Below are 23,229 nucleotides of genomic sequence, written 5' to 3'. Positions count from 1 at the left end.
ATTAATAAACCAACAAAGCTTAAACGGATATAAGTTATTAACAATTGTAACTATTCTCTTTTTAAGAAATTGAATTATTTCTACCCTTTCTTGCTCTATTTACCCTGATGTTTTCTCTTCAAAACCTTTTAGTTTGTGTAACTATAATTTTAACTAAATTTTAAAACCAAAGCAATGAAAACACTTCTATTTTATTTTATCATTCTAATATCTTTAGGGCAAGTTGCATTTTCGCAAAATGCAATTACTGGTAAGGTAACAGATGAAAATTTGCAACCAGTGCCTTCTGCATCTGTAGCTATAACAAATACAACAACAGGGACGTATACCGATTTTGATGGTGTTTTTACAATAAATGCCTCGCCAGGAGATGTGCTAGAAATTTCATATTTAGGGTTTTTAAAAACCACAGTTACCGTGACTTCTAAAAACAACTACCTAATAACTTTAAAGGAAGATACTGCTAAACTTGACGAAATAGTTATTGTTGGTTATGGATCTAAAAAGAAATCTTCTATTACAGGCGCAGTATCGTCTGTACAGTCCAAAGAGCTTACGCAAGCTCCTACAAGTACGGCTACCGAGTTATTAGCAGGTCGTATTCCTGGGCTTATTACTAAACAGACTACAGGAGTTCCTGGGGCAGATGCTACAGCTATTAATATTAGGGGGTTTGGAAATGCCTTAATTTTAGTAGATGGTTTACAAACTCCTATGGATAGAATCGACCCTAACGACATAGAAACCATTTCGGTACTAAAAGACGGTGCTGCTGCGGTTTATGGATCTAGAGCAGGTAATGGAGTTGTATTAATTACTACAAAACGTGGTAAAGTAGGAAAACCTAAAATTTCTTTTCATACAAGTACCAGTTTTCAACAACCTACACAATCACGTAACACAGTAGACTCTTGGGACTATGCGACATTAGTTAGAGAATCCGATCTTAACGGAGGTGGTAGTTTGGATGATACATATACTCAAGAGGATGTAGAGAACTTTCGTGCAGGAAACAACCCTAATTACGTAAATCAAGACTGGGATGCCGCGGTTTTTAAAAATTGGACACCAATGATGCAGCACAACCTTAGTGTTCGTGGTGGTACTGAAAATGCAAAATATTTTACATCAATTGGATTATTAGATCAAGAAAGTGCTTTTCGTTCTGGTGATTTAAATTTTTCAAGGTACAATGCTAGGTCTAATGTTGATGTACAGATTAATGAAAAATTATCAATTGGTGTTGATATTTCATATAGAAGAGAAAACAGGGAGTCCCCTGGGACAGATTTAAGTTCAATATATCAGGCGCTTAAAACGGCCCAACCAGTATATTCTGCATTTTTACCGGACCAAAATAGAGCCGCCTTTTCCGGTTTTGGTACTAGAAGTCCATATGCCGCAACCCAAAAGAAATTTGCAGGATTTGATGAGATTATTAGTGAGCGTTTAATAGGCAAGTTTGAATTAAAATATAAATTCGACTTTGGACTATCTGCAAAAGCTATTTTCAATTACGAAACGTTAAACGATTCTGAAAAATCATTAAGAAAATCATATAACGTATATAGTTATGATTATGATACAGATAGTTATACAGATTTAGGAATACAAAATTCTAGAAGTAGTATAAGCGAAACTTATAGAAAACGAATTCAAATGTATCCGCTTTTAGCACTAGAATATAATAAAAAAGTTGGCAACCATAGTTTTGATGCGCTTGCTTTGGTTGAAACTATTGACTTTTCTAATGATGAAATTCAAGCAAGCCGATTCGATTTAGTTTCCACAGATATTCCTTATTTAAGTTCAGGAAGTCAAGACACACAGGAAAATAACTCAAATGCCAGAGAGTCGGGTAGAAAAAGTTATGTAGGTAGATTAAATTATAACTATAAAGACAAATATTATTTAGAAGCCACTATGAGAGCAGATGCTACAGGAGAAAAATTTAGTCCAGATAGTAGATGGGGCTACTTTCCTAGTGTTTCGGGATCTTGGAGAATATCTGAAGAAAATTTTCTTGAAGATTTTTCAGCAATTAACAATTTAAAACTAAGGCTATCCTATAGTCAAACAGGACTCGATAACGTGGGAGATTTTAGGTATCTAACAGGTTATAATATTTTAGATAGTGTATACTTAATTGATAGTGGGGCAGGACAAATAATTAGAAGTAATGGACTGCCAAACCCCGGAGTAACTTGGTTGGATAATACACTTTACAACATTGGTGTTGATGGTAATTTTTGGAATGGTAAATTAAGCTTTGAATTTGATGTGTTTTATAGACTAACAGAAGGAATTTTTGGTACAAACCAAAGAGATGTACCAAGTACTTTTGGAGGGAACCTACCTCAAGAAAATATTAATAGTAGAGATGATAGAGGTTTTGATTTAGTGCTTAATCACAGAAATAGAATAGGTTCAGATTTTAGTTATAGCGTTTCTGCAAATGTAGGTTGGGCTCGCCAAAAGTGGGTGAAATTTTCTGAAACAGAATTTACAGACCCAGATGATATTAGGTTGAGAAAAAGAGAAGGTAATTATACCAATAGAAACATAGGGTATCTTAGCGATGGCTTATTTATGACTCAAGCAGATATTGATGCATTAACTTTCGATCAAGATGGTAATGGAAATACAACTTTAGTACCGGGAGATATTAGGTATATAGATTTAAATAAAGATGGAGTTTTAGACGATAGAGATAGAGATGATATTGGTTATGGTGCTACACCAGATATATCTTATGGTCTTAACCTGAGTGCTACATACAAGAATTTTTCAATAGCCGCATTATTTCAAGGCGCTAGTTTATTTAGCACAGAAATTGGTGGTGGTGCACGTGGAGCATTTAACAATGGTTCTATACCGTATGATTACCAATATAAATATTCATGGAGACCGGATTACGATAATCCAGGAACTAATATAAATCCAGATGTAAGACTCCCAAGAATAACAGAAACGGGTACATCTAACAATAACTCAAAATCATCGGATTTTTGGTTGTTAGATGGAACTTATTTAAGATTAAAATCAATAAACTTAAACTATTCATTAAATAAAGATCTTATAAAAAGGTTAGGGTTTAGCAGTTTTGATATTTACGCATCTGCATCCAATTTGTTTAGTTTTAACAAATTTGGGATTTATAAAGATACTTTCGACCCAGAAGGGCCAGCGAATCAAGACGGGAATAATTATCCTATAATGAAAACATTAACATTAGGTCTTAAAGTAACATTATAAAAAAATAAAATCATGAAAAAAGTTTTAAATATTATTTTAGTTTTAGGTGCAGTCGTACTAACTTTTAGTTGTAGTGATGATGTCCTTGATAAACAACCATTAGGATTGATTTCTGATGATAGTGTATGGCAAGATGAAAATTTAGTAAATCTAAAATTAAATGAAGCCTATAAAGAATCTTTGTTTTTAAATAATACGGGAAATCGTGGATTTAATGCTGGTTTGGATGGCAATATGGCTGGCGAATTTAAAAATTTTGCAGGATGGCAAGCCCCTGTTAGAGCTGCCACGGGAGTTATAGATCAAACAGGTGATCCGGCTGGAGTGCTTCAATATTGGAGTTATAATTCATTAAGAGATATGAATACTATTATTTTTAATTTAGAGACTATATCTCAATTAGATGAAACTTTTAAAGCTTCAAAAATTGCTGAAACACGCTTTTTAAGAGCCTATCTGTTTTTTCAAATGGTAAAGCGATATGGAGGTGTGCCAATAATAACGGAGCCCCAATCTCTTAATGACTCAAACGAAGTGCTTTTTGTTTCAAGAAATACAGAACAAGAAGTTTACGATTTTATTATTAGCGAAACAGAAGCTATTTCTAAAGTGCTCCCATTAAGCCCAAGTCAAGGAAGACCTTCAAAATGGGCAGCTTTGGCACTCAAAAGTAGAGCAGCATTATATGCTGGTGCTATTGGAGAGTATGGCTCAATACAATTGGATGGTGTATTAGGAATTAATAATCCGGATAGATATTGGGAGATTGCTTATAATGCCTCTAAGGAAATTATCAATCAAAGTGAGCATGCATTATTTACTAAGTATCCTGATAAAGTAAAAAATTTCCAACAGTTATTTATTGAAGAAGAAGGTAACCCTGAAGTTATTTTTTCAGAAGCTTACGACTCTACATTAAATTCACATAATTGGAGCTTTATAGCCATCCCTCAACCTTTCGATTCTGGTTGGGCATCTAATTTTTTCGTGTTCTATGATACTGTTGAGTTATTCGATTTCGTAGATGGAACCTCAGGAAAAGTAGATAGAAGTAGTATAGATGGTAAAGAAATTGATAGCAATGTCTTTTTTGGAACTAGAGACCCTAGGTTTATAGCATCTATTTTTTATCCGGGTTCAGCTTGGATGGGTAGTAATGTATACTTTCATGATAATACAATTAATACTGAAGATGCTCCAGAAGGCTGGGAAAATAGGGCGCCTGCAAAAAATAGAAACCTTAGTAATGGCACAGGTTTTCTAGTTAGAAAACGAATTGATGAAAGTGAGATAAATCCAGATGCCGGAGCAGATGATACAGACTATATAGTATTTCGTTTAGGTGAAATGTACCTAAATCTAGCAGAAGCTGCATTTCACTTACCAGGTAAAGAGGATGAGGCGTTAACAAATATAAATATAATTAGAGAGCGTGCAGGTATGCCAGCAAGAAAGGATTTAACATTAGAAAACATTCAGCAAGAACGTCGTGTTGAACTATTTGCCGAAGACCAAGCTTATTGGGATTTACGCAGATGGCGAATCGCAAAAGATATATTGGATGGAGTTGAGTTAAAAGGGTTAAAATACACCTATAATGGAACAACGGGTAAATATAAAGTCGATATTAGAAGGGGCGAATCTACAGGTCCTCGAGTTTTTCAAGACAGACATTATTATTTGCCAATTACAGTAAATAGAATTAATGATAATCCTAACTTAAAAGAAAACCCAGGTTATAATTAAAAACATAAAATTATTATTTATAACACCTTAAAATAAGGCATAAAATTCGCCTTAGTATTAGCTTTAATTTATTTAAATTATGAAAAAAAGTATCTTACCACCCCAAATAATATATGTGTTCGTCACTTTACAGCTTTTATTATTTAGTAATTATATGTTAGCCCAAAATCAAGAAGAATGTTTTGATTATAACAAAACAGCATTGTTTACAGGCTTATGGTTTGGAGATGGCGAAACCAGATTTGAAAATAGCAAAGTAGTAGATGGGGTTACCTATCATGGAGGTAAAATTTGGGCCATAAAGGAGTATAGAGATGAAGTAGTAGAAGCTTTTGGTGATGGATATGGAATAGAAGGAATCTATTGGGATTTAGAACGATATGAAGATATTAAAAATGAATTAAATACTACACCGCCTCCAACATCGGCAGAAAGAACAGCAATAGTAAAAAGATTAAATAATATCATTTTTTGGGTGCATCCAGATGGCCCTTTTAAAGATTTTGATCCAACCCATACCAAAAGTACATCTCCTATTATCCCAGCCCCAGCAGAGGTAGTAGATACTAGAAGCAAGATTTTATCTTGGATGATGGGGGTTGTTTATACCGAAGGTTTTCGAGGAGGAAGAATAATAGATGATAGAGGAGACAATGCTTTAGATAAAATGCAAAAAGCATTTGATTTGATTAAAACCGTGGGCTTTGAAACAGCAACCTTGACACGAGAAGATAAAAACACTTCAATTCCTAAATATGCAATTAAAATTAAGGAACCAGACTTTAAAATACTTCAAGCACTCCCGTTTAGAAGATGGCACAGAGTTCCTGGAATGCCAGCGGCTGTAAACGGAGAAGTACCACCTCCAGCAGATGTGGAGCAATATCCAAGTTGCGTTTTAAATGTAAATTCCATAAGTAAAGTAGACAATTTAATAATTAAAAATCCTATAAACCAAGGAGGTAGTTTAACAATAAGGCTACCAAATGGATTAAAATCTGCAGAATGCCAAATTTTTGATATTCACGGAAAAGTTATAGATAAATTTAATATATCAGATAATGTACATATTTACCCAGAAGCAGCTAAATTAAATAACGGATTTTATTTTGTTAAAGTATATTTTGCTGGTCAGGTAAGGAGTATAAAGTTAATTATTAAATAGATTACATATTTTGTCTTCAAAAATTAAACAGTGTGTTTAATGTTGTAAGAACAAGCATTGTTTAGTTTTTTATTTACAAATTGTTGTGTTTAAATAATATCAGAACACTATAAAAACTGCTATTGGTTAATTTAAATTAACCAATAGCAGTTTTTTTTAAGTTAATTTTTGCAAGCTAGTATATAATCCATCATTATAACTCTAGTCTGTATTTAGCATTATTTATTATATCCGTAATAAGTATTTATCAAAATTGGAGAATGTTTTAAGTTATAGCAAGTAGATATTTCCTAAAAATTATAATTTCCAAAGCAGACTTATTAACAATAATGATTAAGTAGCATTTTCCCTTAAAAAACAAGGAAAAGGACTTACTTAACCTATAAAATGAATTATTTGACCCGATAAAAAAATAATTGTAGTTATAGATTTGGCATAATAAACTTTTTAAGAAAGTAAATTAAAAATATAATACTAGTTAGCTCTAACATTATAAAATTTGAGATTAAATAATACTGCAAGAATTGTAACACATTAATAATTGGATATAACAATTTAGTATCAATAAAAGATTAACAAACTATTAAGGAAACAAACACGCACTTTACTCTTTATAAATAATATTAATATTTGCAACAATAATTAAAAACACTAAAACAACCAACATATGAAAATTAAAATTTGTGAAACTAAGCTTTTTTCAACCAAGGGTATAAAGTCTTGTTTGATTGCGTTTTTAATCTTGCTATGGACAAATGTAATTCAAGCACAAACAAAAAATGTAACAGGTGTTGTAACTGGGGCCGGATTACCATTAGCAGGAGCAAGTGTTGTGGTAAAAGGAACTAATAATGGAGTAGTTACAGATTTTGACGGTAACTATTCTATTAGTGCTAATGCAGAACAAACTTTAGTGTTTTCTTATTTAGGATTTATTAACCAAACTATTGTGGTAGGCGACCAATTTAATATTAACGTGGTTATGGAAGAAGATCTTTCTACACTAGAAGAAGTTGTAATAGTTGGTTATGGAACACAACTAAAAAAGGAGGTTACTGGTTCTGTAGGTCAGGTAAAAGCAGAAGAACTAGAAAAAGTTACAACCTCGGATATAGGAACAGCTTTACAAGGCCAAATAGCGGGTGTAAATATTTCATCTTCATCGGGTGCTCCAGGAGAAGAAGCCAATATATTAATTCGTGGTTTTAGTTCTTTAATAGATGGTCAAAACGGACCATTATATGTTGTAGATGGTATCCCTTTCGATCAAGATCCAGGTTTAAGTATTAGCGAAATCGAATCTATAGATGTATTAAAGGACGCTGCTTCAGCTTCAATTTATGGTACACGTGCGGCCGGAGGAGTTATCTTAATAACCACGAAGAAAGGTAAAATTGGTCAAATGGATATTCGGGTAAATTCAGAGTATGGGTTTCAAGATATTAATCCAACTTTCGACCTAATGACCAAAGAACAGTATACCTACGTACAATTAACAGGCTTAAGTATAAACCAAGTTAAAACAAAGGGAACCGTAGATGGCCATATTCATAGAAACCCTAATAACTTTACCAATAATAGTACTTTAGATAATTTATTATTGAATGATTTAGCACCTATCCAAAATCATTCTATTAATGTTTCAGGAGGTAAAGAGGGGTTAACGTATAATTTTAATGCTAATTATTTTGGGCAAGAAGGAATTTTTTATAATTCAGATTTTAAAAGATTTAACATTAGGTCTAATGTAGAGTTTAAAAAGAATAAATGGAAAATTATTACGGGCTTAAACCTTAGAAGGGACGAAAAATTGGTGCCTTTAAGTGGTTTAACAAATAGGATTTATCGTTTAAGGCCATTTACTCCTCAATTAAATCTAGATACCAATTCTTTAGAAAATGCAGCTACTAGTGTAGATAACCCAAATCAAGATTTCTTTTTAAACGAAGCCAGACGTATTGCAAGTCAAGCACGTTCTTTTAAAACCACAGACGAAAGGTTTTTAAATTCTCAAACCGGTAATATCCAAATAGAATTTGAACCTATTACAACGTTAAAATTTACTTCAAGATTTGGAGCTACCTTCTCAGATACAAAAGAAGAAAGACAAATTCCTAGATTTGATGTTTTTGATACAGATGGGAATTTAATCTCAGATCCAGATAATATAACGTCTTTAAGATTAACAGATGTTACTTATTCAAAACTTACTTCAGAGCAGTTTTTAAATTACAAAAAGCAAATAGGTAAACATAATTTTAATGTTTTATTAGGAACCTCTTTTGAAAAATCTCAAAACGAACGATACCGAGTAGAAAAGAGATCTAACATTAATCCAGCTATTACGGTGTTAGATAATTATTCTGATATTGCAGCTGTAGAGTCTGGTGGGCTAGATTACACAAGAACTCTTATTGGAAATATAGCCAGAATACAATATAATTTTGATGGTAAGTATTTATTAAGCGCTAGTGGAAGATACGATGGGTCTTCGCAATTTGGAAAAGATAATAGATGGGGGTTTTTTCCTTCCGTTTCGGTAGGTTGGAATATTTCAGACGAACCATTTTGGGAACCTCTTAAAAAAACAGTAAACTCTATTAAAATGAGATTGGGCTATGGAACCACAGGAAACGACCGGTTTACACCGTATAGTAATCAAACTGTTGTTCAAGTTGGAAGCGATTACGTTTTTGGAAGCGATAATGCTTCAGAAGATATAAATAATCCCGATTCTGGAAATGTTGTATTAGGTACAACACAACTCGACTATGCAAACGCCGATTTAAAATGGGAAACTAACGTAGAAACAAATTTAGGCTTTGATATAGGTTTTTTTAAAAATAAACTAACTCTAACTACAGATGTTTATAGAAATGAAAAAGAAGATTTACTTTACCAAGTGATTAATCCACCATCTGCAGGTGTTAGTGGCAATAATGGAACCACTATTTTTAATGTGGGTAACATGAAAAATACAGGTGTAGAGTATGGTTTAAAATATAAGCACATAGGTGTAAATTCAGGTTTCGATTGGAATGTAGCGGCTACATATACTAGTAATAGTAATATAGTAACAAAAACAAGTTTAAATAACCCTATAATTTATTTAGATAGAAGTTTTGTGTCGGATGCTGGAACCAGAGAATTGGTTAGTGTTATAACAGAAGGGTATGAAGCAGCAGCATTTTTTCTTAGAGAAACAGATGGCGTAATAAAAACAGAAGAAGAGCTGGAAGAATATCGTAACATAGATCCCGGTGCCCAAATAGGTGAACTTAAATATGTAGATCAATTAACAGAAGATACAGATGGTGATGGAATACCAGACGCTGGAGATGGAAAAATTGATGATAACGATCGAGTATATTCCGGTAGTGGAACCCCAGATTGGGAAGCCGGTTTAAATATTTCTGCAAGTTACAAAGGATTCGATTTTACAATGCAATGGTATGGTGCTTTTGGAGCAGAAGTTATGAATGGAGGTAAAGCGTATGCTTATCAAGTAGGTACCCATAAAGATCTATTTTATTCTTGGACAGAAAGGAATCCAACATCAAATATTCCATGGTTCGATGGTGCACAATCATCGTCTTATAGAGGAGCCTCTGGGTATTTTTTAGAAGATGGAGATTTTGTAAGACTAAGAAATATATCTTTAGGTTATAGTTTACCTAAAAAAGTGCTTAATACTTTAGGTTTAAGCAAATGTAGGTTTTACGTTCAAGGACAAAACCTAATTACTATTACAGATTATTCTGGATTCGATCCAGAAGTTGGAGGTAACGGATTAAGTACTCGTGGTATTGATCAGGGTAGGTATCCACTTTCTTCGCAATATAGGGCTGGCGTCCAACTTCAGTTTTAATTCTAAATAAAAGGAAGATGGAAAAAGTATATATAAAAACAGACAAAATATTTTTAAATATGAAAAAGACATTAAAAATAGGGGGAATTCCTTTATTATTCTTGGTATTTGTGTTACAATCCTGTACAGCAGAATTAGAGCAAGTAAATCCAAATGCACTTACAAACGAAAGTTTTTGGGCAAATACGAATGATTTAAATGCCGGACTAAATGCAGTATATGCCGCATTAAGAGATGAAAATGTTTTAGGCACTCTTTTTGAACCATATCGAACCGATGTTGCCGTACCAGGAACACAAAGAAACTTTATTTCAGGAAACCCAATATACGATCAAACCTTCGATTTAACTACAGATGAAGTACAAGATAAATGGGATGCTTGTTTTAAAGGTGTATTTAGAGCTAACCAAGTTATAGATGCTTATAAAAATTTAGAATCTAGTTTTGTTGATGAAAGCGCTATTGATGCTGGTATAAGAATTTTGGCTCAAGCAAGAGCGCTTAGAGGTTATTTTTACTATGTGTTACATAATTCTTATAACAATGGATCACTGCCTTTATTCGAAACAGTTCCTGCAACTTTTATTGATTTTCAAAAATCCTTCTCTTCTTCTCAAGATATTAAAGATTTCTATAGAGAGGATTTACAATATGGGTTGGAAAACTTACCAAAAACATATAATGACTGGGGTAATGTTGGCTCAGGAAATTTAGGGCGTGTAACAGCCGGATTTTGTGAGGCTCTTTTGGCTAAAAGTTATATGAATGAAAATGATTTTACTAATGCAGAACCAATTTTATTAAATGTTATTAATAATTATAACTATACTCTAGCAGATAATCTAGAAAAATGTTTTACAGGTATTGATGAGTTTAATAATGAGTCCATTTTTGAAATTAATTACAAACAAATTGGAGTAGAGTTAGGAGTGGATGAAAAAAATGTATCTCAAAGAATTTCATCGGTACTTAATATTAATCGTGTAATACAACCTTCATCATGGATAACTTTAAAATATCGAGCAGAAAAACCAGACCCGTTAGACCCTGCGAATTATGTAGATAGAAACCTTTATGATAGAAGCAACGGAGACCTTATTGGAGTAGATGAAAATGTTTTGCGTAATTATAGTTTTCGTATGGGAAACTCTATATCTTCTGTTGACGATTTAGACTCTCCAATGTACGGTGTAACAACAGCAGAGTATGGTCAACATCCAAATGCCAGATCGCACTCTAAGGCATCACCTAACATTTGGAAAAAATTTACAGGATGGAATACTAATAATGGAGGTAGCGGAGAAGATCAAGACCCAAGTATAGATGGCAGGTCAGGTATAAATATTCCTGTAATTCGGTTAGCAGAAATTTATTTATTGTATGCCGAATGTATGATTGAAAAAGGAGATTTAACAGAAGCTCTTAGATATATTAATAGAATTAGAAAAAGGTCTCATCTTATTCTATTAGGTAATCCTGGTATTGGAGAATTTACGGGAAACTCTACTTATATGGATGATATTGATATGGATGCTCAGAATGGCAAACAAACTGTAAATATTGATAATTTAAGAGAACACTTAAGATTTACCGAAAAACCATTAGAGTTAGCATTAGAAGGTGTAAGGTATATAGATTTAAGGCGTTGGGGAGTTTGGAAGCAGCAATTGCAAGCCATTGCAATACCGGAATACGATGCCTATAGCTATAGGCAAAATATAAATGGAGCTAACCCAATAAGATTTAGAAATTTAATAATGCCTACTGGCGAAGTGCCACCTCTAGACATTCTTAGAAATCCAGATAAAATTGAAACTAACGCTAATAGAAGAACTAAAGAGGCGCATTTAAAAGACCATTTATTAGGCTCGCAAAATTTTATAGAAAATTTACACGCCTATTTCCCTATTCCGCAAGACGAGATTAACTCCAACCTAAACTCAAATTAATTAAAATTATGAAAAACGTATTAAAATTTTTGTTTTTAATAGTCTCAATATTTATAACTAGTTGCAATAGTGACGATTATGAAACCCCTCCAGCTTTTACAGATCTTTTTATTACCATGAGTTCTGGAAATAATGAAATAAGAGATTCCGAAGTAAATCAATTTTTCTCTTTTAGTGATGTATCGGCAGGTGCTTTAGTTACAAGATGGACCATTCCCGAAAATTCTTTTTTTTTAGAAGGGCCAATACCAAATAATTTACCCAATCATGATAACTATATTAAAGAACCAATTACTAATGTTTCCAACGATAAAACAGTTAGTATTATGTTCAAGAAAGGAAACTCCGATACTAGAATAGAGTATTATGGTGAATTTGCAGATTCTACATCTTACATCTACAATATTTATGATTTAGACTTAAACCAGTCAATGGAAGATACAATTGCAACTGTTAATATAAACGGTAAATGGGTTGCAGAACATGAATTCTCCATTGATGTATATGATACCGTAGTTGCAAAACCAGAAATTAGATATTTAAATGAAACTATTATCGATTACGAGAATACCACTGCAATTACATTAAATGTAGGAGAACAAATAATTTTTGAAGATCTAAGCAATTTTGTTGTTGATAATAATGCCAGACCAAATACAACTACCTGGCGTGTAGTAACCAATGAAGAAGATGAAGACGACCGCGTTACAATTTTAAGCAATACCCTAAATAGGGCGGGTGACTTCGAGAAAAAAATTATCGATACCATTACGTTTAATCAGGTTGGCGATTATAAAATAGAGCTATTAGCTAGACGAATTCGTACAGAGACTTTAAGAGAAAGTAATGACACCTTTATAATACCAACCGTTATAAACGTAACGCCTTAAAAATAGTAACATTTTAATCTTAGTTGCGTTTTTTTTTGCAACTAAAACAGAACCTTATTTGTTGTATAGACTAAAGTTTATATTTAAATCATGGTAGACTTATTTTACTAAAAAATAGAGGCGCCATAAAATATAAACTATATATGCTATGCACGATGTTTAACATAAGTATACAATAATTATAAAAAAATAAATATGAAAACGTACTCACAATATTCCCTAAATATAGTGTCCTTAGTATTACTCCTTTTGTTTAGTATATCTTGTAGCAAGTCTCAAAATAAAAAACAAGCTGTAAGCAAAAAACCAAATGTTATAATAGTGTATATGGACGATCTTGGTTATGGAGATGTTGGGTTTAATGGAGGTAAAATTCCTACGCCAAATATGGATGGTTTAGCAAAAGGAGGATTGGTTTTTAAAAATGGCTACTCAAGTTCAGCTACATGCACACCTAGTAGGTATGCATTACTTACAGGTTTATACCCATGGCGTAAAAAAGAAGCAAAAATACTACCAGGTTCGGCACCTCTTTTAATAGATGTAGACCAACAAACTTTACCCAAAATAATGCATAACGCCGGATATGTTACAGGTATTATAGGTAAGTGGCATTTAGGGCTAGGAAATGGCAGTATTAACTGGAATGAGCAAATAACGCCAGGACCTAACGAATTAGGTTTTGAAACCTCATATATTATGGCCGCAACCCAAGACAGAGTTCCTACGGTTTATATTGAAAATGGTTATGTAGAGAATTTAGATAAAAATGATCCAATAGAAGTGAGTTATAAAGAGAATTTTACAGGAGAACCAACAGCTTTAGATCACCCAGAAATGCTCAAAATGAAGTGGCATCACACTCATAACAACAGTATTGTAAATGGTATACCGCGAATTGGATTTATGAAAGGGGGAAATAGAGCAAAATGGGTAGACTCAACAATGTCTAAAACGTTTTTGAATAAAGCGCAGAATTTTGTTAAGGAAAATAAGGATAAACCATTCTTTATGTATTATGCCTTACAACAACCGCACGTACCTAGAACGCCTCACCCAAAATTTGTTGGAAAATCAGGAATGGGCCCAAGAGGTGATGTTATTGTTGAGGCAGATTGGACTATTGGTCAATTAATGAAAACTTTAAAGAATGAAAAGTTATTAGAAAATACTCTAATTATATTTTCTAGTGATAACGGACCAGTTTTAAACGATGGTTATTACGACGAAGCAGTCGAAAAAAATGGACATCATAGCCCTTGGGGCCCTTTTAGAGGTGGTAAATACAGTTTGTTTCAAGCAGGCACCCATGTACCATTTGTAACGTATTGGAAAGGTAAGATAAAACCAGGAACCTCAAATGCTTTAGTTTCGCAACTAGACCTAATGGCGTCCTTATCCAGTTTGGTTCAACAAAAAATTCCTGAAACAGATAGTGAAAACTTACTAAATACCTTTCTAGGTAAAAGTAATGTTGGTAGAGAAGAAATTATTATCGAAGCTATGTCTAGAACAGCTTTAAGAAAAGGGGATTGGGTCATGATTCCACCATATAAAGGGCCAAAAGTTCTTAAGAACCAAAATATTGAAACAGGAAACTCAAAAGAATACCAGTTATATAATCTTAGCGAAGATGCAAGCGAGCAGTTTAATTTAGCGCAGTCTAATAGCACTAAACTTAACGAGATGATTGAAGTCTACAAAATCATTACAGGCAAAGATTAACATTAAACTTTAAATAACTAACTAACTAAATATATTAAGTATGAAAAATAACAAAAGAAAATTGAAAAACTCTTTAATAGCTTTTTCTATAGTTTTAATAGCATCTTCCTTTTGTTTTGGATGTCAATGGAAAGATATTTTTACAGAATCAAATTTAAAAAGTAGTACATCGTCTAACTTAGTATCTGGTACCATAGCCTTTGAGCAATCGGGACCTGTTGGAGGAGGATACCCAAATGTGGTAACGTGGGATCCTAATGTGCCTGGTAAAATTTATTTTGGGTCGGATATTGGAGGCACCGGTGTTTCAACTGATTATGGTAAAAGTTTTATAACCTCATGTAAAGGTTTGGGTTACCAAGATTCTCATCAAAAAATTGCTGCACTAAATGCGGTTAATGTTAACGGAAGTACGGTAATTGTGGGAGGAACAGGTTTTAAGGGTATAGGTGGAGAAGTAATTTCGTCTAGTAATGGTGGCGATTCTTGGAATGTCGATTCTGCCGATATTTCATTTTCGGCCCAAAATAGTAATGCGCCTTTACCTTCGGGTAGACCAAGATCTACAGATCCAAGTTTAATTCAATGGGTAAGTGGGGCTACTTGGGTAGCTGGCACTTATAAAGATGGTGTTTGGATTTCTACGGATAATCGTTCAAATTGGACTAAATTAAATAATATATTTGGTACAGGAGCTGTGCATGTACGTGCTATGGCCAAACATCCTACAGATTCTAATGCAGTTTATGTTGGGTTATGGGGAGACCATTCATCTATTCCCAATAAAGGGCTGTGGCTTATTAGTAACTTGAATGGAACGCCTTCTGGTACGAAAATTTCAAATATACCAGATGTAGTAGAATCTATGGTTGTTTTAGGTAACCGACTTTATCTAGCCTGTGGTCGTTTTGGAGTAAGAAGATATGTGCCATCTAATGGTAATTTATCTGATATTACAGGAAGTATAGGTACTGCAGTTATGTCTACAGCTATTCACGGAGATGCAAATACATGGAATACAGATAGAATTGTGGTTGGAACAGCCGACGGAAATGGAGATATTTGGTTATCTGATGATAGCGGAACGTCTTGGACTAATACCACAGCCTCCGGTGTATCTAAAAACCCTTGGGGAAGTAATGAAAATTTACTTGTATTCGATACCCACGGAAATTGGGCTTTAGGAGGGGCAAAATGTGATATAGCTGCCATTCAAGTATCTCCGCACGATGCCAATAAGTGGGTTGTGTGTTCTACTTCGGCAATTTGGACAACCGAGGATTCTGGAGTTACATGGAGGCCAGCTAATGGTTTTCAAATTTTAACCTATCGAGATGTAGATATTAATGATTCTGGAGTTATAGCGGTAGGAAATATAGATCATGACTTATTGGTATCTAATAATGGGGGGGGTAATTGGAATTCAGTTGGACTTGGAGGTGTTACAACCGGTCATGGACTAACTTTTTCTCCTGATGGATCTGAATTGGCTCTTGCTAATAATGAGAGAGATAATAATACTACGTTAGGTAAGTTTGGAATAGTGAGTGCTCTAAATACATCTTCACCAACTATTAATGAAGTTTCAAATACAGCATCTCCAAAGCGAATTATAGGTTGTTCTTGGGTTGCTTTTCCTGGTGGAACGGAGCGTATTATTGCTGCAGTTGATGGCGGCGGTATTAGAACAATAGATAAACCCGGTAATACATGGAATACTTGGACAACTAGAACTACAAGTTTTATGGGAGCTCAAACTAATAACGGTCTTAGATGTTCGGTAGTGTCTAATGGAGCTGCAGTTTCATTTGTATACGATAGAAAGTCTGGCGTATGGAGAACCACGGACTATGGTGTAAATTGGACTCAGGTATTAACAACGGCAGCGGGCAAAGACCAAGGCTATTTAGCTTATGATAGTGTTAATGATATACTATACATTTCTACTCCAACTGAAGTCCTTCGAATGGATAATGCTTCGAGCTCAAGTACCGTATATAATTTATCTTTCCCAACAAATAACCCTGGAGCAATGGGGTTAGATCCTACAGGTCGTTTGGTTGTTTTTGCACAACCATTAAATGCAGGTAACTCGGAATGTGCACTATATAGAAATGTTTATCCTAATACAAATCAAAATGCATGGAGCGATATTGCAGATAACAACTTAAGAAGGGTGGCTCCAACAGTTACAGATTTAGCGGTGTCAGATGATTATATAGTTTTAATTAGTAATGGCAAAGGCATGATAATTTCTTCTAACGATTAAATGTTCTTTATAAATAAATTATAGGCGGTAAAACGTTTATGCCGTCTATAGTTTTTTTTATTCTGTCGCTTAAATAAATTTTATTTAAAAACTTAAAGCGTGTTAATTATGGTGAAAAATAAAGTTTTTATATGTGTTTTTTTATATGTGTTTTGCTGGTCTTTAACGGCTCAAAACAATCAAATACCTTTTAGTAATTTAAAAATTTATAATGGAAATACTCATGCTCACACTATTTTTTCTTATTCGCATGGTAGTCATTTAAAACGTAGCGCAGGTTTTGTTAAAGGCGATAAGGTTTTATTTATAGATTCACTTTTTATAAGTAGGCCAAAAAATAAAGAATTAAAAGACAATTGGGATGCTTTTCAAGGCTTACCAGAAAAACATTTTTTAGAGGCTAAAAAAGCGAAGTATGATTTTTATTGTGTAACAGATCACTCACAAGAAGAAGCCTTTTATCCTAGTGGTAAAAATAATACGGCATGGGCTATTGGAAAAAAACAAGCAGAACAAGCGTCTAACCAAAATTTTACAGCTTTTATGGGGGTAGAACATTCAGAAAATGATAGCAATAACGGTAGAGGTCATTTCAATGTTCTTGGGGCTTCTAATTATATTAATGCCATTACTCCTGGTGTTGATATACCATATTTTTATAATTGGCTAAAGGAAAACCCTATAAATAAAGAAACAAATAATCCTGTAGTTGTAATCTTTAATCACCCTAAAAAAGACCAATTTAATAATTGGGCCTATCGGGATGATGAAATTACAGAAATAATAACCTTACTAGAAATTATTAACAATCGTAAATCTAAGTTTGATGGCTTTATAGCTGCCTTAGACAAGGGATGGATGGTTTCTCCTGTAGCAGGTATTGATAATCATAATTATACTGATATATCTGAGGCAGAGTCAAGAACCTTTGTTTTAGCCAAAAATAATACAGCTAAAGATATTTTAAGGGCTATGCGTAAACGAAGAACGTATGCCTCTTTCGACAAAAATTTAGAGTGCCGTTATTCTGTAAATGACTCTGTTATGGGAAGTGTAATTTCAAAATCTAACAGCTATAATTTAAAAATTTATGTAAATGATCCAGATATAAATGATTATACCGATAAGATATCCAAAATAGATATTGTAACTAGTCATGGTAAAATCATTAAGTCTTTAAAACCCAAAATGATAAAGCACCAAAATTATTGGAATATTTCTGTAGATAGTAAGTATATAGATTCATATTTATTTGTTCAGGTTTGGGATAATACCAAAAGTAATAATGAGGCTGCAGTGCCCGTGTCTTGGCTTGCACCAGTATGGATTTCAAATTAAAAAGCTAATTATTACATATAAATTAAATTATAAACATTCTTCAAAATAAAAATTACAATATGACATTTAATAAAATTATAGTAACGCTATTAATAGCACTATTTACAACTTTAAGCCGGGGGCAGTCTTCAAAAAATACAGACGACCCTATAAATCTTATAATCAATAAATTAACTGTTCAAGAAAAAGTAAGCCTTCTTCATGGATTTATTTCAGATTATATACCCGATCGTTTTGAGAGTGGAGGTATTCCTAGATTAAATATACCACCTATAAAAATGTTAGATGGTCCAGTTGGTTTACGCGATTTTGACGACAGCCAACCAACTACAGCTCTGCCCTCTACACTTTCTTTATCTTGTACATGGGATTCAATAGCTGTTCGTAAATACGCGAATGTATTGGCTAATGAAATGGTTTCTCTCGATAAACAAGTTTTATTTGGTCCAGGTATAAATTTAATGAGATCGCCCTTAGGCGGCAGAAATTTTGAATATATGGGAGAAGATCCCTTTTTAACAGCAACTCTTGCAAATATTTATATCGAAGAGTTACAAAAGCATAATATTGCAGGATGTGCAAAACATATAGTAGCCAATGATATTGACGGGTTACGACACTTCATTAGTTCTAAGTTAGATGAAAGAACGCTAAGAGAGCTACATCTTTTTCCTTTTGAAAAAGTTGTAAAGGAAGCAAACGTTTGGACAATTATGGCTGGAAATAACCTTGTAAATGGGGTTCATGTTGCCGAGAACGAGACAATACTTAGTACTATTTTAAGAGATAATTTAAAATATGATGGCGTTGTTGTTAGCGATTGGCGTGCAGCTTATACGCCTTTATCAAGTTTTAAAGGAGGATTAGATATGAGTATGGGGTTTTGTGCTTATGTATATGGAAATGGAGATTTATTAAAGCTAATAAAAAATGGCGAAATACATGAAAAAGATTTGAATGAGCGCGTGTATCGTATTTTAAGGCTTTACCAACGTACTGGGCTTCTAGATAAGAAGAAGGGTAAAAAAATATTTAAAGTAAATACACCCGAACATAAAAAAGTAGCTTTAGAAACAGCAACAGAAGGTATGGTTTTATTAAAAAACAACAGTAATTTATTACCACTAGAAGTAAATAATGTTAACAAAATAATAGTAACAGGGCCAGCTGTATCTCATGTTGCTTTTGGAAAGGGGTCTAGCAAAGTTAAGTCTGAGTTTTCTTCAACACCTTTAGCCGGCTTAATTAGAGTTTATGGTAAAGAAAGATTGATTGAAATTAAAAATATCGATGATGTTAGTGAACAAAAAATCAAAGAATATTCAAGTTTAAATTATCCAGTTTTATACTTTGCCGAGGGTCAACAAGGAAGTGAAGGTCACGATATGGATAACATAACTCTACCTAACAGCCAAAGTGAGTCCATTAACAAGTGGAATAAAAAATTTAAAACCGCTGTAGTAGTACAGTCTGCTAGCGCTTTCGAAACAAGCTCTTGGGAAAGCGAAACAGACGCTGTTTTATGCACTTGGTATGCTGGTCAATCTACAGGTAATGCCATAGCTAGTGTTTTAAGTGGACAAGAAAACCCAGGAGGAAAACTAAGTTTTACAATGGCTAAAAAACTTGAAGATTATGGACCACATGCTTTAGAGACTTGGCCTCCTCATGCTGTAGTAGATCCTGCGCCACGTAAGGCTTCGTTTATAGCCGAAGAACGATTTGCTATTCATGGTTATGATATGGACTACAAAGAAGGCGTCCTATTAGGTTACAGATGGTTTGATACCAAAGGTATTAAACCGGCCTATGAATTTGGCTTTGGACTAAGCTATTCAACTTTTAAAATATCAGATATAAAAATTGAAGTTACTAATTCCAATAAAAGCACGCCACAAATTAACATTAAAGGTTTAATTACAAACACCAGTTCTGTAGCAGGAAGTGAGGTAGTTCAGGTTTATGTGGGAGCTCTTCAAAGTTCTGTTGTGAGACCTACTAAAGAGTTAAAGGCTTTCAATAAAATTAAATTAGCACCTAATGAAACCAAAACGTTTTCATTTAATTTAACTAAAGAAGCCTTTTCTTTTTGGGATGTACAAACTCATAATTGGAAAATTGAGGAAGGAAAGTATATAATATCTGTCGGAACATCTTCGCGCCAAATAACTAATCAAGAAATTATAAGTTTAGACTAAAATTAACTGGCTATTTGTTTTATTGGTAATTGTTGTCCGAAGCTTTAAAACAAATAGTTATCAATGATATAGTGGTAAGCTAATGTTTTTGTACTTCTATTTTTTAATAGATAAAAGAAAAAGGAATCCATTTCAAATTTTTAAATTTTGATCAAATATTTCAAAACTTGATAGCCCTATTATTTAAAAATGTGTACGCATCTGTGTTATTTCCTATATACAATATAACATAACTTTAATTTCTGTCTTAAGCAAAATATAAAAAGCCCATAAACTTTATGTTTATGGGCTTTTATGGAATTAAAGCAATTCCTTGCGGAGAATGAGGCTCTATCACCTAGTTGTTCGTAAAAAACCATAAAGCTTCAAAATCCCTTTAAATATAAGGTTTTATTTTTTTAAGTTTTTTAAAACATCATAGAATATCATTTGATTTCTTAAAAATTGGGTGTAAATTTGGGTGTAACTTTTTTATAGGTATGATTCAAATAAAACGAAATTTAATTTTCTCACTCGAAAAGAGAAAAAAAGCAGGTCAATTAATTACTGAAAATGTACCAATACGTTTAAGGGTAAATTACGAAGGCACTCGTCTAGATATCCAAACAGGGTATCGTATAGATATTGCAAAATGGAATCAAGACAAAGAACAGGTTAAAAATGGCGCATACAATAAATTAGAACAAAGTTCCTCTGCTATTAATTCTCGTATTTTAGAATTGAAAGTTGCTATTCAAGATTTTTTTCAAGAATGTGAAAGTCAAGATAATATCCCCAATAAAGACGAGATTAGGGCAATAGCCAAAAGCCTTAAAGAAAAAGGAAAAGTTGAAATTGAAAAAAAATCAGAAACTTCCCTTTTTGATGTATTTGATTTATTTGTAAAAGAAAATAGTCGTTTAAATAATTGGAGCGATGCAACACTTACAAAATTTAAAGCAGTAAAAAAACATATTACAAGCTTTAACCCAGATTCTAAATTTGAAGACTTTGATGAAAGTGGACTTACAGATTATCTTATCCATCTTAGGAAAGAAAAGAAAATGCGAAATAGCACCATAAAAAAACAGCTTGGTTTTATAAAATGGTTTCTTAGATGGAGTTTCGAAAAAAAACATCATAATAATGATGCTTATCAAAGTTTTAGACCAAAAATTAAAGACGCTAATAAAACAGTAATATTTCTAACAGAAGAAGAGAAATCAAAACTGCTTAAATATGAAATCCCTAGCACTAAAAAACACTTAGAAAGAGTTCGTGATATTCTCTTCTTCACTTGCTATACTGGATTACGATATTCAGACGCATATAATCTAAAAAGAAGTGATATTAAAAAAGATCATATAGAAGTTACTACTGTAAAAACTTCTGATAGCTTAATTATAGAATTAAACAGACACAGTAGAGCTATCCTTGAAAAATATAAAGATATTCCTTATGAAAATAACAAGGCACTACCTGTAATATCTAATCAAAAAATGAATGATTACATCAAAGATTTAGCAGAATTAGCTGAAATTGATACGCCCGTAAGAATAACATATTATGTTGGAAATAAAAGAAAAGATGAAACAATACCAAAATACGATTTATTAGGTACGCATGTTGGTCGTAGAACATTTATATGTAGCGCATTATCTATAGGGATACCTGTTCAAGTTGTTATGAAATGGACAGGACATTCAGATTACAAAGCAATGAAACCCTATATTGATGTTGCAGATAAAACAAAGAAAAATGCAATGGAAAAATTTAATGAGTTATGAAAAACATGGAGGAAGAAAATGAAACAGTAAATGTAAACAACATAGATGGCAGTATAGTCATGCTTACTTGTATTTATAATGATCTAAATAACTTACATTGGAAAAAAGAAATAAATTCAAACGGTGATAGTTTTGATTATGATTCTCAAGATATTTATCGACATGTTTTAGAACAGATTCTATTAAGATTTGAAATTGTTGAAAAAATATCTCCAGAAACGGATAAAGAAGAAAGAAAAGTACTGCTGAAAGATTTAAAAATTGCAACTGAAAAAAACATTAAACTATACATAAAATACAGTGATTTTTTTGAAGAACTCCCTAGAGAAAAACTAAGACTTGATGAATTTAACAAACAAAAATTACCAGAAAACAATTACACTGAACAAGAGGTTCAAGCTAGACTTGATCAAATAATAGAACTGACAGATCGAGAAAAGTTTTTCAGAACAAGTTTTTATAATACTGTTGGTTTCTTAATTAATAATTATCATGAAGATATGTACCATATTAGTGTATGGATTAAAAATCTTATTGAGGCGAATTTTAAAGGTTACAAACCTTATGATTCTAACTATTTAAAAATTCATAAACAAAGCTTCTTTAATATGGGGGTAGTTCACCACATACATAAAGAATACAATGGAATTATTTTTGAAAAAATAACTGAAATAGAACTGTACAATACGTTAAACCTTAAAAACACAATATCTTATCTAAAAATTAAGGATAAACGAATGATATTCTACCTTTTCTACAAAATGCAAAATGATTTATTAAATACAGAAGTTAGTGAACAATGGTTAGATGGAATTTTAAATGAAATAAATACAACAAAAAAATACTATAATAGCCAATACAAAGCTGTAGTCTGGGAAGATCGTTCTGAAAAACAGAAGGAGTTTGCGGACTCACTTGATACTTTATTTAAAACTATATTAGTACCATTAACATCATAAAGGTTTTTTTAAACTCAAAATCCACATAAAAACCATATATCAATTCCTGTAACACAAAAAAGCGCTTTATTAAAGCGCTTTTTTTTTTGATATTTCCACAC

At 32.8% G+C, this 23,229-nt stretch carries 12 protein-coding genes; all 12 read left to right on the top strand.

The genetic code is table 11. The features are described 5' to 3' along the window. Positions 1 to 174 precede the first annotated feature (174 nt). The 12 genes from BMY96_RS11250 (at position 175) to BMY96_RS11195 (ending at position 23,128) form a co-directional block, all read left to right on the top strand. Positions 175 to 3,255: a SusC/RagA family TonB-linked outer membrane protein gene (locus BMY96_RS11250; RefSeq protein WP_092852203.1), complete on the top strand. Its 3,081-nt coding sequence runs from the start codon at positions 175 to 177 to the stop codon at positions 3,253 to 3,255. A 12-nt stretch (positions 3,256 to 3,267) separates the two neighbouring features. Beyond that, positions 3,268 to 5,001, top strand: coding sequence for a RagB/SusD family nutrient uptake outer membrane protein (locus BMY96_RS11245; RefSeq protein WP_092852201.1), 1,734 nt, complete (start codon positions 3,268 to 3,270; stop codon positions 4,999 to 5,001). 79 nt (positions 5,002 to 5,080) lie between these two features. Next, a complete protein-coding gene (locus BMY96_RS11240) occupies positions 5,081 to 6,166 on the top strand; it encodes a T9SS type A sorting domain-containing protein (RefSeq protein ID WP_092852199.1) in 1,086 nt (361 codons plus the stop codon). Positions 6,167 to 6,833: 667 nt separating this feature from the next. Then, the gene (locus tag BMY96_RS11235) at positions 6,834 to 10,034 is read left to right on the top strand and encodes a SusC/RagA family TonB-linked outer membrane protein (protein ID WP_092852197.1); all 3,201 of its coding nucleotides are present in this window, start codon (positions 6,834 to 6,836) and stop codon (positions 10,032 to 10,034) included. 59 nt (positions 10,035 to 10,093) lie between these two features. Then, the gene (locus BMY96_RS11230) at positions 10,094 to 11,983 is read left to right on the top strand and encodes a RagB/SusD family nutrient uptake outer membrane protein (RefSeq protein ID WP_175473560.1); all 1,890 of its coding nucleotides are present in this window, start codon (positions 10,094 to 10,096) and stop codon (positions 11,981 to 11,983) included. An 8-nt stretch (positions 11,984 to 11,991) separates the two neighbouring features. Further along, positions 11,992 to 12,873, top strand: coding sequence for a hypothetical protein (locus BMY96_RS11225; protein WP_092852193.1), 882 nt, complete (start codon positions 11,992 to 11,994; stop codon positions 12,871 to 12,873). Positions 12,874 to 13,068: 195 nt separating this feature from the next. After that, on the top strand, positions 13,069 to 14,598 hold the full coding sequence (locus tag BMY96_RS11220; RefSeq protein WP_092852190.1) for a sulfatase family protein: 1,530 nt from the start codon (positions 13,069 to 13,071) through the stop codon (positions 14,596 to 14,598). A gap of 40 nt (positions 14,599 to 14,638) precedes the next feature. Beyond that, positions 14,639 to 16,867, top strand: coding sequence for a WD40/YVTN/BNR-like repeat-containing protein (locus BMY96_RS11215; protein ID WP_092852188.1), 2,229 nt, complete (start codon positions 14,639 to 14,641; stop codon positions 16,865 to 16,867). A 108-nt stretch (positions 16,868 to 16,975) separates the two neighbouring features. Next, positions 16,976 to 18,205 carry a CehA/McbA family metallohydrolase domain-containing protein gene (locus tag BMY96_RS11210; RefSeq protein ID WP_092852186.1) on the top strand — a complete coding sequence of 410 codons (1,230 nt, stop codon included), beginning with the start codon at positions 16,976 to 16,978 and terminating at the stop codon, positions 18,203 to 18,205. A 59-nt stretch (positions 18,206 to 18,264) separates the two neighbouring features. After that, the gene (locus BMY96_RS11205) at positions 18,265 to 20,403 is read left to right on the top strand and encodes a beta-glucosidase (protein ID WP_092852184.1); all 2,139 of its coding nucleotides are present in this window, start codon (positions 18,265 to 18,267) and stop codon (positions 20,401 to 20,403) included. 479 nt (positions 20,404 to 20,882) lie between these two features. Further along, on the top strand, positions 20,883 to 22,169 hold the full coding sequence (locus BMY96_RS11200) for a site-specific integrase (protein ID WP_432416258.1): 1,287 nt from the start codon (positions 20,883 to 20,885) through the stop codon (positions 22,167 to 22,169). Then, positions 22,166 to 23,128: a hypothetical protein gene (locus BMY96_RS11195; RefSeq protein WP_092852182.1), complete on the top strand. Its 963-nt coding sequence runs from the start codon at positions 22,166 to 22,168 to the stop codon at positions 23,126 to 23,128. Before BMY96_RS11200 ends, BMY96_RS11195 begins: the two co-directional genes overlap by 4 nt. Positions 23,129 to 23,229: the final 101 nt, after the last annotated feature.

Origin of the sequence: Algibacter pectinivorans (assembly GCF_900112595.1) — a bacterium.
In the GTDB taxonomy this organism is placed as follows: domain Bacteria; phylum Bacteroidota; class Bacteroidia; order Flavobacteriales; family Flavobacteriaceae; genus Algibacter_B; species Algibacter_B pectinivorans.
This window is presented reverse-complemented; position numbering and strand designations above follow the sequence as displayed.

Coding starts and splice junctions, on each gene's coding strand:
- BMY96_RS11250 (WP_092852203.1), top strand. CDS start 175: ATGAAAACACTTCTATTTTATTTTATCATTCTAATATCTTTAGGGCAA.
- BMY96_RS11245 (WP_092852201.1), top strand. CDS start 3,268: ATGAAAAAAGTTTTAAATATTATTTTAGTTTTAGGTGCAGTCGTACTA.
- BMY96_RS11240 (WP_092852199.1), top strand. CDS start 5,081: ATGAAAAAAAGTATCTTACCACCCCAAATAATATATGTGTTCGTCACT.
- BMY96_RS11235 (WP_092852197.1), top strand. CDS start 6,834: ATGAAAATTAAAATTTGTGAAACTAAGCTTTTTTCAACCAAGGGTATA.
- BMY96_RS11230 (WP_175473560.1), top strand. CDS start 10,094: ATGAAAAAGACATTAAAAATAGGGGGAATTCCTTTATTATTCTTGGTA.
- BMY96_RS11225 (WP_092852193.1), top strand. CDS start 11,992: ATGAAAAACGTATTAAAATTTTTGTTTTTAATAGTCTCAATATTTATA.
- BMY96_RS11220 (WP_092852190.1), top strand. CDS start 13,069: ATGAAAACGTACTCACAATATTCCCTAAATATAGTGTCCTTAGTATTA.
- BMY96_RS11215 (WP_092852188.1), top strand. CDS start 14,639: ATGAAAAATAACAAAAGAAAATTGAAAAACTCTTTAATAGCTTTTTCT.
- BMY96_RS11210 (WP_092852186.1), top strand. CDS start 16,976: ATGGTGAAAAATAAAGTTTTTATATGTGTTTTTTTATATGTGTTTTGC.
- BMY96_RS11205 (WP_092852184.1), top strand. CDS start 18,265: ATGACATTTAATAAAATTATAGTAACGCTATTAATAGCACTATTTACA.
- BMY96_RS11200 (WP_432416258.1), top strand. CDS start 20,883: ATGATTCAAATAAAACGAAATTTAATTTTCTCACTCGAAAAGAGAAAA.
- BMY96_RS11195 (WP_092852182.1), top strand. CDS start 22,166: ATGAAAAACATGGAGGAAGAAAATGAAACAGTAAATGTAAACAACATA.